The organism is Haloferax sp. SDI50 (genome assembly GCF_059802635.1).
Map to the genome: position 1 here is coordinate 2,316,038 of NZ_JBPULL010000001.1, position 12,492 is coordinate 2,328,529.

14 protein-coding genes and 1 tRNA gene are annotated in these 12,492 nt (G+C 66.9%); 8 read left to right on the forward strand and 7 right to left on the reverse strand.

What is annotated here, in order from left to right:
* Positions 1 to 34 precede the first annotated feature (34 nt).
* Positions 35 to 1,477: an MATE family efflux transporter gene (locus ACSR87_RS12190; protein ID WP_498530650.1), complete on the reverse strand. Its 1,443-nt coding sequence runs from the start codon at positions 1,475 to 1,477 to the stop codon at positions 35 to 37.
* A 135-nt stretch (positions 1,478 to 1,612) separates the two neighbouring features.
* Between ACSR87_RS12190 and ACSR87_RS12195 the strand changes: the two genes are divergently transcribed.
* Positions 1,613 to 2,392: a VOC family protein gene (locus ACSR87_RS12195; protein WP_004064251.1), complete on the forward strand. Its 780-nt coding sequence runs from the start codon at positions 1,613 to 1,615 to the stop codon at positions 2,390 to 2,392.
* A 151-nt stretch (positions 2,393 to 2,543) separates the two neighbouring features.
* Positions 2,544 to 3,455 carry an archaeosortase A gene (artA, locus tag ACSR87_RS12200; RefSeq protein ID WP_498530651.1) on the forward strand — a complete coding sequence of 304 codons (912 nt, stop codon included), beginning with the start codon at positions 2,544 to 2,546 and terminating at the stop codon, positions 3,453 to 3,455.
* 20 nt (positions 3,456 to 3,475) lie between these two features.
* On the opposite strand, the gene dph5 is transcribed toward artA, so the two are convergent.
* A complete protein-coding gene (gene dph5, locus ACSR87_RS12205) occupies positions 3,476 to 4,285 on the reverse strand; it encodes a diphthine synthase (RefSeq protein WP_405309741.1) in 810 nt (269 codons plus the stop codon).
* 117 nt (positions 4,286 to 4,402) lie between these two features.
* On the opposite strand from dph5, the gene ACSR87_RS12210 reads away from it, so the two are divergent.
* The 3 genes from ACSR87_RS12210 (at position 4,403) to ACSR87_RS12220 (ending at position 6,022) form a co-directional block, all read left to right on the forward strand.
* The gene (locus ACSR87_RS12210; RefSeq protein ID WP_049896120.1) at positions 4,403 to 4,978 is read left to right on the forward strand and encodes a DoxX family protein; all 576 of its coding nucleotides are present in this window, start codon (positions 4,403 to 4,405) and stop codon (positions 4,976 to 4,978) included.
* A gap of 87 nt (positions 4,979 to 5,065) precedes the next feature.
* On the forward strand, positions 5,066 to 5,275 hold the full coding sequence (locus tag ACSR87_RS12215) for a DUF7542 family protein (RefSeq protein ID WP_498530652.1): 210 nt from the start codon (positions 5,066 to 5,068) through the stop codon (positions 5,273 to 5,275).
* Positions 5,276 to 5,587: 312 nt separating this feature from the next.
* Complete coding sequence (locus ACSR87_RS12220; protein ID WP_498530653.1) at positions 5,588 to 6,022, forward strand: Rieske (2Fe-2S) protein; 435 nt, start codon at positions 5,588 to 5,590, stop codon at positions 6,020 to 6,022.
* Positions 6,023 to 6,076: 54 nt separating this feature from the next.
* On the opposite strand, the gene ACSR87_RS12225 is transcribed toward ACSR87_RS12220, so the two are convergent.
* Complete coding sequence (locus tag ACSR87_RS12225; protein WP_008573424.1) at positions 6,077 to 6,556, reverse strand: Lrp/AsnC family transcriptional regulator; 480 nt, start codon at positions 6,554 to 6,556, stop codon at positions 6,077 to 6,079.
* A gap of 235 nt (positions 6,557 to 6,791) precedes the next feature.
* Between ACSR87_RS12225 and ACSR87_RS12230 the strand changes: the two genes are divergently transcribed.
* Together ACSR87_RS12230 and ACSR87_RS12235 are read left to right on the forward strand one after the other, a co-directional pair.
* On the forward strand, positions 6,792 to 7,214 hold the full coding sequence (locus ACSR87_RS12230) for an NAD-binding protein (protein ID WP_498530654.1): 423 nt from the start codon (positions 6,792 to 6,794) through the stop codon (positions 7,212 to 7,214).
* Positions 7,211 to 9,388: an amino acid permease gene (locus ACSR87_RS12235; protein WP_498530655.1), complete on the forward strand. Its 2,178-nt coding sequence runs from the start codon at positions 7,211 to 7,213 to the stop codon at positions 9,386 to 9,388. Before ACSR87_RS12230 ends, ACSR87_RS12235 begins: the two co-directional genes overlap by 4 nt.
* Before the next feature lie 229 nt (positions 9,389 to 9,617).
* Here ACSR87_RS12235 and ACSR87_RS12240 read toward each other — a convergent pair.
* The 3 genes from ACSR87_RS12240 to ACSR87_RS12250 form a co-directional block, all read right to left on the reverse strand.
* A tRNA-Thr gene (locus ACSR87_RS12240) sits at positions 9,618 to 9,690 on the reverse strand.
* A 92-nt stretch (positions 9,691 to 9,782) separates the two neighbouring features.
* Entirely contained in the window at positions 9,783 to 10,769 is a 987-nt protein-coding gene (locus ACSR87_RS12245; protein WP_498530656.1) for a class I SAM-dependent methyltransferase, read from the reverse strand.
* Between the two features lie 112 nt (positions 10,770 to 10,881).
* Positions 10,882 to 11,346, reverse strand: a complete 465-nt coding sequence (locus ACSR87_RS12250) for an HTH domain-containing protein (RefSeq protein ID WP_498530657.1) — start codon at positions 11,344 to 11,346, stop codon at positions 10,882 to 10,884.
* Between the two features lie 194 nt (positions 11,347 to 11,540).
* Here ACSR87_RS12250 and ACSR87_RS12255 point away from each other — a divergent pair, with 194 nt between their 5' ends.
* Positions 11,541 to 11,969: a universal stress protein gene (locus ACSR87_RS12255; RefSeq protein WP_498530658.1), complete on the forward strand. Its 429-nt coding sequence runs from the start codon at positions 11,541 to 11,543 to the stop codon at positions 11,967 to 11,969.
* A 74-nt stretch (positions 11,970 to 12,043) separates the two neighbouring features.
* Here ACSR87_RS12255 and ACSR87_RS12260 read toward each other — a convergent pair whose 3' ends face one another.
* Positions 12,044 to 12,484 carry a universal stress protein gene (locus ACSR87_RS12260; RefSeq protein WP_498530659.1) on the reverse strand — a complete coding sequence of 147 codons (441 nt, stop codon included), beginning with the start codon at positions 12,482 to 12,484 and terminating at the stop codon, positions 12,044 to 12,046.
* Positions 12,485 to 12,492: the final 8 nt, after the last annotated feature.

Consider the following 12,492-nt stretch of genomic DNA (forward strand, 5'->3'; position numbering starts at 1 on the left):
ACAAAGTCGAACGACGCGTCCGCTGCCCCCTCGCTTAGTCGTCTGCGGCCGTCTTCGGCCGGTAGCCCCGACTCACTACCTTCCACGTCCCGGTTTTGAACCGGTAGTAGTTCAGCACCGCCGGAATCGTCGTCTCGGCGAGGAACGCCAAGTAGAGCCCGGTGAGCCCGAGCGAAGTGATAGAGCCGATGTAGGTGAGCGGAATCGACCCGAGGAACATCCCGACGAACTGGCTGCCGAACGTCCAGCGGGTGTCGCCGCTGGCGTCGAGCGGGCCCGCGGAGCCGCCGGAGACGCCCTGTAAGATGACGGCGATACAGGCGACGTAGACGAGGTCGATGGCGATGGGGACCGCCGGGTCCGCCGGGTTATCGACGAACCCGAGGACGATGGGGCGGGCGAATATCGCCACGAGCGCCGCCGAGACGAGGTACGTGGCGACGGCGAACCGGATGACCTCGTTGCCGTAGGCCTCGGCGGTCCCTTCGTCGTCCTTGCCGAGCGCCTGCCCGACGAGGCTCGACGACGCCAGCCCGAAGCCCCAGCCGGGGGTGTTCATGAGCCCCCAGATGCGGCGGGCGATGACGAACGCCGCGACCACGTCGGGTCCGAAGCTGTCGAGGATGGCGAGCATCGGGAACTCCGCGACCGTCCAGACGAGGCTCCGACCCATGACGGGGACGCCGATTTTGACGAGGTCGCGTATCGTCTCGGTGTCGAGGAAGGGGCCGAACGGGTCGATGACGACGGGGAACGCGCCGACGCCGGGGAGCGACCCCCGCGACAGACCGACCGCGAACGCGCCGGTGACGACGACGTTCGAGAGGACGGTTCCGAGCGCCGCCCCCTCCACGCCGAGGTCGAGGCCGAAGATGAGCACCGCGTTGAGGACGATGTTGATGACCGCACCGCTCGCACGGAGCGTCATCGCGGTGTAGGCGTCGTCGCTGCCGACGAGAACGCGGCTCCCGATGAGGTTCAGGCCGGCGAAGGGGACGCCGAGGCCGACGATTCGGAGGTACGCCGCGCCGAGTTCGATGGCCCCTTGGTCGCTGCTCAGCACGGAGATGAGTTCGGTAGGGAACAGCCAGAAGACGGCCGTGACCGGGAGCGTGGCGACGACGGTCAAGAGCGCGCTCGACCGCACTGCGAGCCCCAGTTCGTCCATCGCGTCCGCGCCGAACCGCTGGGAGACGAGCGCGATGGTTCCGCCGGCGATACCGCCGCCGAGTGCGAAGGCGAGCCCCCAGTACGGCCCGGCGAACCCGACGCCGGTGATGGCGACGGTCCCCGAGGCGATACCCACCATCGCCACGTCGACGGCGTTCTTCGACATCCGGGCGAGGCCGGTGACGACGCGGGGCCACGAGAGCTCGGCGATGCGGACGGCGCGCTCGCGGTCGAGGAGACCGAGACGGGCGAGCGCGAGCCCGATGCCGAGGATGAGGAGGCGAACGGGGTTGGGGACCGGGAACACTGCCGAATCGTAACTTCGGGTGGTACTTATGTATCTCGTAACGGGCCGAAAACTCCCGTAGACGGCGTGTGGCAACCATCGACGGTGGCTTCCGCGTTCGGTACGTTTTTCGCCGGCGCGACACATCACTCGGGTATGTCCGGAACCCTCGACCACGTGATGATTCGCGTCGAAGACCTCGAGGAGTCGCTCGACTGGTACACGACCCATCTCGGCTACGAGGAGAAGGGTCGCTGGGAGGCCGACACGTTCACCAACGTCTACCTCGGCCCCGAGGACCTCCACGAGGAGGGCGCGGTTCTCGAACTCACCTACAACCACGGCGACAACACCTACGAGATGGGCGACGCCTGGGGTCACATCGCAGTCCGCGTCCCCGAGGACGAACTCGAATCCTCCTACCAGCAGCTGATGGACGAGGGCGTCGAGGACTACCGCGACCCCGAGTCCTGCGGCGGTCGCTACGCGTTCGTCAAGGACCCCGACGGCCACGAGGTCGAAATCGTCAAGCGCGACCACGGCGCGAAGTGGAGCCTCGACCACACGATGATTCGCGTCGAGGACGCCGACGAGGCGCTCGGCTTCTGGACCCGCAAGTTCGGCTACGAACACACCGGTCGCTGGGAGTCCGACACCTTCGCGAACTACTTCATGAAGCCCGAGGGCGCGGCCGAGGAGGCGATGGCCGTCGAGCTCACCTACAACTACGACGGCCGGAGCTACGAGATGGGCGACGCGTGGGGCCACCTCGCCGTCAGCGCCGACGACCTCCACGACTACTGGGAGACGCTCATGGAGCGCGAGGCCGAAGACTACCGCGACCCCGAGTCCTGCGACGACATGTTCGCGTTCACGAAGGACCCCGACGGCCACGAAATCGAGGTCATCCCGGCCGACTTCGAGTCGCCGGAGTAACCCGATTCGGTGCTGAGGCCGGCGTCTCGTTTTCGCATCGCTCTCGACTGTCGAGACAGCGGCGGCACTGCGGATTCGGACCGCCGGCTCGCACCGGCAGTCGGCGTCCGGAACGACAAGGGATTTAATCGGTCCACCGCATCCAATACGTATGCCCGGTCTCCTCTCCGACATCCTCGCGTGGGTGGCCATCGGAACCTTCGTCGCCGGCGCGGTCGCAAACGGGCGAGACCGCGAACTCGGGCGGCGGGTGATGTCCGCAGCGTGGGTGTTGTTCGCGCTCTTCTGGCTTCAGCTCATTCCGCATTTCACGCTCGTCCACAAGAGCTACATCGAGGGGCTGTTGACCATCGCGGCCGTCCCGGCGTCGCTCTACGCCGGCTGGCTCCTCTACAACGGCCGCGACACGCTGTTCGTCCTCTCGCGCGCCGTCGCCGCCATGGGCGTCGTCTACCTCCCGTTCGAGACGATTCCCGCGTTTACGCTCTTCGGGGTGACCGTCCCCGCGCCCCGCGGCGTCCTCATGGAGACCGTCGCGGCGCAGACGCGCTTCCTCATCGAATCGCTCGGCTACACGCCGCAGATGATTGTCGGTGATCAGGGGTACCTGAACACGTTCCTGTGGATGCAGGGCTCGCACCGACTCGAAATCTCGGTCGTCCTCGCCTGCACCGGCCTCGGGAGCATCGCCATCTTCGCCGGCCTCATCGCCGCCGTCGACGCGCCGATGGGCCGGAAACTCCGCGGGCTCGCCATCGCCGTCCCCATCATCTACGCGCTGAACCTGCTTCGGACGACGTTCATCGCCATCTCGGTCGGCAAGCAGTACTTCCACCTGTTCGTCGACGAGATTCTGTTCCTCTTCGGCTCGTCGGACCCGTACATGGTGTCGTTTTTTATCTCCGACCGCATCATCAGCCAGGGGCTCGCGGTCGTCGCGCTCGTGGGAGTCACCTACCTCGTCGTCCACGAGGTTCCGGAACTCCTCACGGTCATCGAGGACGTGCTCTACATGGTGACCGGCGACGAGTACGACCTCAGAAACGAGTTAGGACTCGACTGATTACGCCGTCGGAGTGACGTTCAGTTTTCGTCGTCGAACAGTTCTTCGGGCGCACCGCCGAGCGCCGACAGCGCGTCGGCTTCGACGTGGTGGACCTCGCCGGGGATGACGAGCATGTGGAGCGGGGCGCCGAAGTCGCGTTCCGCGAGCGCCGAGAGGCGGTCCGCGGCGACGACGGGGTCCGGACTTCCGGCCCGGCAGACGGCCACACCGAGGGCGTCGGCGTCCCAGTGTTCAGCGAACAGTTCCGCCGCGTAGTCGGCGGTCATGTACTGGTCGCCGTCGACTTCGACGCCGCGGCGGCCCTCCCAGTCGACCTTGATGTCGAGGTAGACGAGCGTGTGCAAGCCGAGGTCACGGTTCGCTTCGAGCGAGTCGACGACGCTCTTCGGCACGGGGTCGCCGCCGTGGACGTACGGGAACGGGAGCGTGACGGCCTTCCCGAAGCGGTAGTTCTGGAGTCCCGTCAGGCCGCTGGCCGCGGACTGGGCAGTCACGCCGTGGATGAGGCGCGTCTCGATACCGCGGTCTTCGGCGCGGAGCCGCAGGTCGACGTGCGTGGTCGAAATCATCGTATCGCCGGCGGTGAGGAACGCGACGTGTTCGTCTTCCGCGGCGTCGAGTATCGGTCCGGGGTCCTGTTCGACGCCGGCGCGGTCGCGGACCTCGATATCGATATCGTGGGAGGCTTCGAGTTCCTCGACGGTCGCGCCGACGAGGTGGCTCGTGTAGAACTCCGCGAACGCGCGGTCGGCGTCAGCGAGCGCCTCCCGCCCTTCGACGGTGACCGAGCGCTCGTCGTACAGACCGAGGCCGATGAAGGTGAGCATGTCCGTGTTCTGTCGCCGTCGGTGATAAGCGGCGTGACCCTCGGCGGAACGACGGATACCCATTGTGTGAGATTACCCAACACACTATTGTAGTTCGCCGGAAAATATTTCCTCCGTATGTCAACCGATAGTCGTACACTAGAGACGGAACTGTTCGGACGAGCGGTGCGGTTCGACTACTCGGAGCGCTGGGTCGGCTACTCGCTGTTTCTGCTCAGAGTGGTGATGGGGTGGACGCTGTTCCAAGGCGGCATCACGAAGCTCGTAACCTACTTGGATTCGGACCCCTCGAACAACTGGACCGCGGCGGGCTACCTCGCCAACGCGATTCCCGAGGGGAACCCCCTCATGGGACTGTGGAGTTCGATGGCGGGGAGCCCGCTCATCGACATGCTGAACATGTGGGGGTTGACGCTGGCCGGACTGGCGCTCATCCTCGGCGCGTTCGTTCGCTTCAGCGCCTTCTGGGGCGCGGTCATGATGCTTTTCTACTGGGCGGCGGCGCTCGAAGGCGGCATCCTCGCCGGCCTGCCGCTGGCTCACGGCTGGGTCGTCGACGACCACATCGTCTACGCGGTGCTGTTGTTCGGTCTCGGCGCGTTCGGCGCGGGCCGCATCCTCGGTGTCGACGCCTACCTCGAAAACATGGAGTTCGTGCGTCGTAACCGGTGGATGAGCCTCGTCATGGGCTGACCGCCGTGCGCAAGCGACCGCTTTTTTCGCCGTCCTCCGCGGACTGACCCGACGGAACTATCTCGACTGCCGTGTTCCCTTCGAGTGATGTCGACCCCTCGTGCGACGGTCGCTTGCCCGACGTGCGGGCTCGAAGAGCGCTTTTCGAAGCTCGCTGACGCGCGCCTCCGAATCGAAGAACACCGCGCCGAGACCGGCCACGACCCCGCGTGGGAGTTGGGCCGGTTCGCCCCCGGCGTGGAGAAGATGGGCGAGGAGGCGGGCGTCTGCGGCGTGAACCTCGACGAGAACGACTGAGCCGGTCGCTCGCCGGTTCGGGCTCTCGCTCCGAATCGCGCGAGCGTCGAGTTAGCGACTATGAGCTTCATAACAATACGACAGTCTCCCGAACGAGTGAGTATGTGGTGTGAACGGTGCGGACGAGACACGACGGTCCGGAAACACGCGGTAGACGAGTTCACGGGATTCCTCTGTCACGACTGTCGGGCGGTGTGGGACCGCTTTGTCTCGGCGTAACCGGCGGCATCGATGCGGCGTTCGTCCCCCGATGTGGGGCCAGTCGCGGCGTCGTCGATAGCTACTTTTCCGCTCGGTCGATAGCTGTGGCCGATGGTCGATGGAACCCGAGTCGCGGCCGTAGACGAGGTCCCCGAAAACGGGTCGTATCTGTTCACCGCGGAGGACGCGTATTCGCGGCCGACGGAACTCATTCTCGTTCGGTGCGACGACGAGCCGGGTATCGAAGCGTGGCCGAACACCTGCACCCACGAGAATCAGCGGTTCGACCGGGGGACCGGCGCGGCGGTGCGCGACGGCGAGATTATCTGCCCGAAACACGGGTCGATGTTCGACACCTGTTCCGGCGCGTGCGAAAACGGCGAGGCGGCGGGCACCAGCCTGCCGGACGTGGACATCGCGGTCACCGACGGCGACGTCTTCCTGACCGACGACGAGTACACCTATCTCTCCGCGGGCGCGGCGCGCGAGGACGAAGACGACGAGGACGACGACATCCCGAGTTCGACGTCGCACATCGGGTTCTGAGTCCTCCGGGGCCGGTCGCCGCCGCGTCGTCGCCAACGGCGAGATACTGGTCGCCTACTGGTCAGCGCCGTCCTCGTCGAGGAACCCGTGATACGGGCAGACGAACTCGTCGCGGATGAGTTGTTCGTCGACGATGTCGAGGCCGAGCCCGTCCAGTTCCTCGCTGATGCGATTGAGGTCGTCGTGGTCCGTCCCGATGGCGTTGACGTACACGTTCCGCTCGCCGGTCATTATCTCTCGAACCGCGGTCACGCCGTGGACATCGCGCGCCCGGTTCGCCAACGCGGAGCGCTCCGGGACGGGCGCGGTACAGATTATCTTCGTGTAGAGCGGGTAGCCCGCGAGGTCGTAGTCGATGTCGACGTGGTAGCCGCGAACGATGCCGGTGTCTTCGAGTCTGTTGAGTCGCGTTCTGACGGTGCTCGACGAGAGACCGAGTTGTTCCGCGATGTCGCTGGACGACGTTCCTCGGGCGTCCTGCTGGAGATAGTAGAGGATGCGCCTGTCTATCGAGTCTAACTCGCCGTCTTTCATGCGTGGGCTACTCTGGACGCGGTGCGACTATGAGTCTGTTCCATACGTCGTGTCCGTGTTCGACAGCCGACCCCCGACGAGTTGACCGACGACTCCAGAATATAATGACGGATTATGTATTTTAGGGACTTCTTTTGACGACTCGTCAAAATAATGCGCTAGTTTAAGCACTTCCGTCACCAACGAGGATGTACGCACGGTCGGAGCCAACTCCGGCCCACCACATTCAGCACACATGACGCCGAATCACTCCGTCGCAGACGAGCGACTCACGGACTGTGAACAGCGTACGTACTACGTCTTGGGTGGCGCGCACCTCGGCTCCGCCGTCGCCCGGCACTTGCGAGCGGACGGCCGCGCCGTCCGCGTGGTCGACGAGTTTCACGACCGTTCGGACACCGACGGGGTTCGCGGCGACCCGGCGGACGTCCGAACGCTGTCGGAAGCCGATGTCGCGTCCGCGTCGACGGTCGTCGTGGCCACGGCGTCGGACAGCCGGAACCTGCTCATCGCACAGCTCGTTCGCGCCCGCTTCGATGTCGAGCACGTCGTCGTGTTGGTCAACACGCCGGACCGCTTCGAGCTGTTCGCCGAGGCCGGCCACCAGCCGGTCTGTGCGACCTCCGTCCTGTCGGGCACGCTCGCGGGAGCCGTATGAAGGAGTTAGAGCGCGACCTCGGACTGCCGTCCGTCTTCGCCATCAGCATCGGTGCGATGATCGGCAGCGGTATCTTCATCCTGCCCGCGCTGGCGCTCGAAGTCGCGGGACCGGCGGTAATCGTCGCGTACGCCCTCGCGGGCCTGCTCGTCGTGCCCGCCGCCCTGTCGAAGTCCGAGATGGCGACCGCCATGCCCAAAGCCGGCGGGACGTACATCTACATCGAGCGGGGGATGGGCCCGTTGCTCGGAACCATCGCCGGCGTCGGTACGTGGTTCTCCCTGTCGTTCAAGGGTGCGCTCGCGCTCGTCGGCGGCGTCCCGTATCTGCTTCTCCTGTTCGACCTCCCGCTCCAGCCCGTCGCGTTGGGACTCGCAGCCGTGTTGATACTCGTCAACGTCGTCGGCGCGAAGCAGACGGGCCGTTTGCAGGTCGCCATCGTCGTCGTCATGCTGGCCGCGCTCGGCTGGTTCGCCGCCGGGAGCGCTCCCAGCGTCGAGCAGGCCAACTACGCCGGCTTCTTCGACGCCGGTATCGGCGGGCTCCTCGCCGCGACCGGCCTCGTGTTCGTCTCCTACGCCGGTGTGACGAAGGTCGCGAGCATCGCCGAGGAAGTCGAGAACCCCGGCCGGAACATCCCGCTCGGTATCCTCGGGTCGCTCGCGTTCACCACGGTGCTGTACGTCGCTATCGTGGCGGTGCTCGTCGGCGTGACGGACCCCGGAAGCGTCGCCGGGTCGCTCACGCCGATGGCGGTCGCCGCCGAGTCGACGCTCGGCCAGTTCGGCGTGGTCGTGGTCATCCTCGCGGCCATCCTCGCGCTCGTCTCGACGGCCAACGCGGGCGTGCTCTCCTCGTCGCGGTATCCCTTCGCCATGAGCCGGGACAAGCTCGCGCCGCCGTCGTTCTCGGCCGTGAGCGAGCGGTTCGGAACGCCCGTCGCCTCGATTACCCTCACCGGCGCGGTGCTGTTGGTGCTCATCGCGTTCGTCCCGATTCTCGATATCGCAAAGCTCGCGAGCGCCTTCCAGATTCTGGTGTTCGGCCTCATCAACGTGGCCGTCGTCGCCTTCCGCGAGGGGAACGCGGAGTACGAGCCCGAGTTCACCTCGCCGCTGTACCCGTGGGTGCAGGTGTTCGGCGTCGTCACCGCGGCGCTCCTGTTGACGCAGATGGGCTCGACCGCCCTGCTCGGGGCCGTCGCCATCACGCTCGGCAGCGTCGTCTGGTACGTGCTGTACGCCCGGTCGCGGGTGAGCCGCGAAGGCGTCGCCACGGACGCCGTTCGCCGGCAAGTCGGACAGAGCGCGCTCACCCGAACGGCGTCGGCGATGCACGATACCCCCCGTGAGGTCCTCGTCGCGCTCACGAAGGACCTCGACGACGAACGCGAACGGTCGCTCGTCGCCGTCGCCGCGGACCTCGTTCGCCCCGACGACGGCCGCGTCGTCGTCGTCCGCTTCGAGGAGGTCCCCGACCAAGTCCCGCTCACCGAAAACGCCGCGGCGCAGTCGTCGACCGACATCTCGTACGAGGCGCGAATCGAGGCGCTCTCGGCGGAGCTGGGCGTCGACATCGAAGCCGACGAAATCGTGAGCCACGACACGAAACACGCGGTCGTCAACTTCGCGGGCGGCCGCGGGGTCGACGCCGTCGTGGCCGAACACGAGCCGCTCCGACTCCGCTCGCGGCTGTTCGGCGACCCCATCGACTGGGTCGTTCGCCACGCGCCCTGCGACGTGCTCTTGGTCGATAACCTCGGTTACGACAGTCCGGAACGGGTCGTCCTCGCCGGCGACGGCGGGCCGTACCCGCCGCGAGCGGTCGGGGTCGCAGAAGCCGTCGCCGCCGCCAACGGGGGCGGCGTGCTGCTCCGACAGCCCGCCACTCCGAAGATGACCGACCAGCACAAACGGACGGTCGGGGAGTACCAGGCCGAGCTCTCGGAACTGCTCTCCGTGTCGGTTCACTCGGAGCCGCTGCGGGCCGACGGCGGCTGGTCGCAGGACCCGGACGTAGTGGTTCGCCGCGGTCCCGAACGGGGCGTTCGGAGCGCCCTGTTCACCGACCGACCGGCCGGCACGCCCCCGCGGTGTACGACAATCACCGTCTACCCGCACGACTCCCGACAGCCGACGTTCGCACAGCGGCTGCTCGAACGGCTGACGTTCTAGCAGGCGTCGCTCCGGTTTGCGTAACCTCGTCTTCGGCTCGTCCAACTCCCTCAGTTGCTCACATTCGTTCGCTCGCGAGCGGTCGCGCACACGGGATGCTCGACGAGTTAGTTTGCTGAAAAAGTAAGCCGGCGGAGGGATTGTGAACCTCGGTCGCAAATCTTCGATTTGCTCCCTGCTTCAAATCCCTCCACGCAGGGCTCCTCGTCTCACTTCGTTCGACAGAAAAAGCCGGTGGAGGGATTTGAACCCTCGGCCTATTCCTTACGAAGGAATCGCTCTGCCAGCTGAGCTACACCGGCGCGGTGGGCTTTCGAACGCATTCTTTCGTACCCCGGTTACGTAATTAAGACTTGCGAATCACCCCGGCGTCTGTCGGTCGGCACCAGCCCTCTCACGCCCGCTTCGTCAGGCGAACGTCGAGACAGACGTTGTACTCGTGGGGGGCGTACGACCGGACGACGTGCTCGTTCACGACTTCGACTTCGTAGGCCGGTTCGGCGGCGGTGCGCACGGCGGCGAGTCCCGGCCCGAACGGGTCGTCCTCGTGTTGGATGTCGTAGAGGTGAATCACGCAGTCGTCGCCCGCGAGGCGGACGGCGGTGTCGAGGAACTCGTCGGCGCTGTGCGGGAGGTTCATGATGAGCCGGTCGGCCCAACCCTCGTAGTCGGCGGCGACCTCGCGCACGTCGCCGTGAATCGCGGTGAGTCGGTCGGCCACGTCGTTCCGCGCGGCGTTCTCCCGGAGGAACGCGACAGCCGCCTCGTTGAGGTCGCAGGCGACGACCTCCGCGCCCGCGGCGGCGGCCGGGACGGCGAACGGGCCGACGCCGGCGAACATATCGAAGACGTGTTCGCCCTCCTGAATCGCCTCGACGACGCGGTGGCGCTCGGTGGCCAGTCGGGGCGAGAAGTAGACGGTGTCGATGTCGAGGCGGAACTCGTGGCCGTACTCGCGGTGGACCGTCTCGGTCGAGTCGCCGACGAGCACGTCCCAGTCGCGGACGCGGAGTTCGCCTTTGACCTTCGAGGCGCGGTTGACGACCGTCTCGGCTTTGAGGTCCGAGGCGACGATGGCGTCGGCAATCTCGCGGGCGCGGTCGGGGTCGTCCTCGTCGAGGATGACGATGTCGCCGAGACGCTCGTAGGAGGGTTCGAAGCCGAGCAGGTCGGCGGGCGTGGTCTGCGTTTCGCGGGTCGGGGGTTCGAAGTCGACGACCGCCAAGTCGTCGGGGACGGCGTCGGCGTCGACGACGGGGATGTAGAGCGTCCCCTCGTCGACGGTAATCTCGTGGTCGTGGTCGAGCAACCCGGCGTCGGCGAGGCGTCGGCGCGCCGCCTCGCCCGACTCGCGGGGCACGCGGACGCAGGGGACGTTCATACCTCGACCACTACACGGTCCCGAGTAAGCGTGACGCTTCGCTGCTCTCGCTCGACTCGCTCGGGGGCTATCGTCCGGCGAGTCCGACGGGGAACCGACGGCCGGTCCCCGGTTACACCTCGTCGCGGTCGACCCCGAGGGACGACCCCGCGGTCTCGACCCAGTCGGAGAGCGTTCGGAGCCCCTCGTCTCGCTCGTGCGGGTAGACGACCTCGATTTCGTCGCTCCGGAAGACGATTCCCAGCGTCGGCGGGAGGACGACCGCGTCGTGTTCGGGACCCATCCGTCCCGACCCGACCGTCGCCCGCTCGTCGAGCGTCGGGAGCGCGACCCCTTCCCTTCGCGCCCAGTGGCGACACTCGGCGAGTCGCTCGCGGACGACCGCGTCGCGCTTCGTCGGCGCGGCGTCGGACTCCACATCGACCTCTCGTCCCCACGTTCGGACGCACACGTCGTCGACGACCCCCTCGTCCGCGAGCCGTTCGAGTCGGACGACGAGCGCTTGGTGTTCCTCCCCGAGTCCGTCCCGAATCGGACGAATCCACAGTTCCACCCTCCGTTCACCGTCAGTCTGCATGCTCCTCACCACCCGGTGAAGGGTACGCGCGATTCGGGGATAAGGCGGACTCATCCTTCCCGGTGGCCGGGAATCGGGAACGCGAGCGAGCGCGACCGACGGGTGTGGTCGGTCCGGGGTGCGACGCGGAAGGCTCGGCCACCCCGGGTCCGGACGGGTTCGGTTTTATTCGCTCGGCGCGCGTCTGTGCGGGTATGTTCGACCACATTCTCGTCCCCACCGACGGCAGCGACCACGCGGTCCGCGCGGCCGAGTACGCGGTCGACCTCGCGGCGACCTACGGGGCCGCCCTGCACGTTCTCTACGTCGTCGACGTTCGGACCGGCCACGCGGACGCGCCCGTCGACGACGACGATGACCAGACGCGCGGGGAGACGGCGGTCGGTGTCGTTGCCGACCGCGCGGCCGACCGCGACGTGCCCGTCGAGACGGAGATTCGGGTCGGCCTGCCCCACGAGACCATCATCGACTACGGCGACGAGCGCGACATCGACCTCGTGGTGATGGGAACCCACGGGACGAGTGGACTGGAGCGCTACCTGCTCGGGAGCGTCGCGGAGCGAGTCGTCAGGCTCTCGGACGTGCCCGTCCTGTGCGTGCCGCCGGCTGACGACGACGAGTGACGTGACGTGAGACGCGTCGCTCGGGCCGACGGACGGCTGCGAGACGACCGCGAAGCCAAGCGCGAGTGCGCCCGTCAGCGGACGACCATCACGCTCATCGGGGCGCGGCCGGCGACCAACTCGGCGACGCTGCCGAAAAGCAGGTCCGTCTCGCCGGTGCGGCCGTGGCCGCCGAGGTAGACGGCGTCGACGCCTTCCCGACGAGCGAAGTCGACGATGGTCCGCGCGGGGTCGCCGCGGAGCGTCTCGGTCCTGAGTTCCACCTCGCTCCCGTCGGCAACCGCCGCGAGTTCCTCGAAGATTCCGTCCGCGAGTTCCTGCGCCCGCTCGTACCACTCCTCGGAGCCGTGGAGCGGTTCCGTGCTGATGTCCGCGTTCGACGGCGCGCTGTAACCCGGGTCCGTCGGGTCGATGACGTGCAGCGCGACGACCGTCGAGTCGGCGTGCGAGAGTGCCTGTTCGAACGCGCGCTTCGACAGCGGGGAGCCGTCGACGGCGACGAGAATCGTATCCATCACGATTA

Coding starts and splice junctions, on each gene's coding strand:
- ACSR87_RS12245 (WP_498530656.1), bottom strand. CDS start 10,769: ATGAACGTCCCCTGCGTCCGCGTGCCCCGCGAGTCGGGCGAGGCGGCG.
- ACSR87_RS12255 (WP_498530658.1), top strand. CDS start 11,541: ATGTTCGACCACATTCTCGTCCCCACCGACGGCAGCGACCACGCGGTC.
- artA (WP_498530651.1), top strand. CDS start 2,544: ATGCCCGGTCTCCTCTCCGACATCCTCGCGTGGGTGGCCATCGGAACC.
- dph5 (WP_405309741.1), bottom strand. CDS start 4,285: ATGCTCACCTTCATCGGCCTCGGTCTGTACGACGAGCGCTCGGTCACC.
- ACSR87_RS12250 (WP_498530657.1), bottom strand. CDS start 11,346: ATGCAGACTGACGGTGAACGGAGGGTGGAACTGTGGATTCGTCCGATT.
- ACSR87_RS12210 (WP_049896120.1), top strand. CDS start 4,403: ATGTCAACCGATAGTCGTACACTAGAGACGGAACTGTTCGGACGAGCG.
- ACSR87_RS12230 (WP_498530654.1), top strand. CDS start 6,792: ATGACGCCGAATCACTCCGTCGCAGACGAGCGACTCACGGACTGTGAA.
- ACSR87_RS12220 (WP_498530653.1), top strand. CDS start 5,588: ATGGTCGATGGAACCCGAGTCGCGGCCGTAGACGAGGTCCCCGAAAAC.
- ACSR87_RS12235 (WP_498530655.1), top strand. CDS start 7,211: ATGAAGGAGTTAGAGCGCGACCTCGGACTGCCGTCCGTCTTCGCCATC.
- ACSR87_RS12215 (WP_498530652.1), top strand. CDS start 5,066: ATGTCGACCCCTCGTGCGACGGTCGCTTGCCCGACGTGCGGGCTCGAA.
- ACSR87_RS12260 (WP_498530659.1), bottom strand. CDS start 12,484: ATGGATACGATTCTCGTCGCCGTCGACGGCTCCCCGCTGTCGAAGCGC.
- ACSR87_RS12195 (WP_004064251.1), top strand. CDS start 1,613: ATGTCCGGAACCCTCGACCACGTGATGATTCGCGTCGAAGACCTCGAG.
- ACSR87_RS12225 (WP_008573424.1), bottom strand. CDS start 6,556: ATGAAAGACGGCGAGTTAGACTCGATAGACAGGCGCATCCTCTACTAT.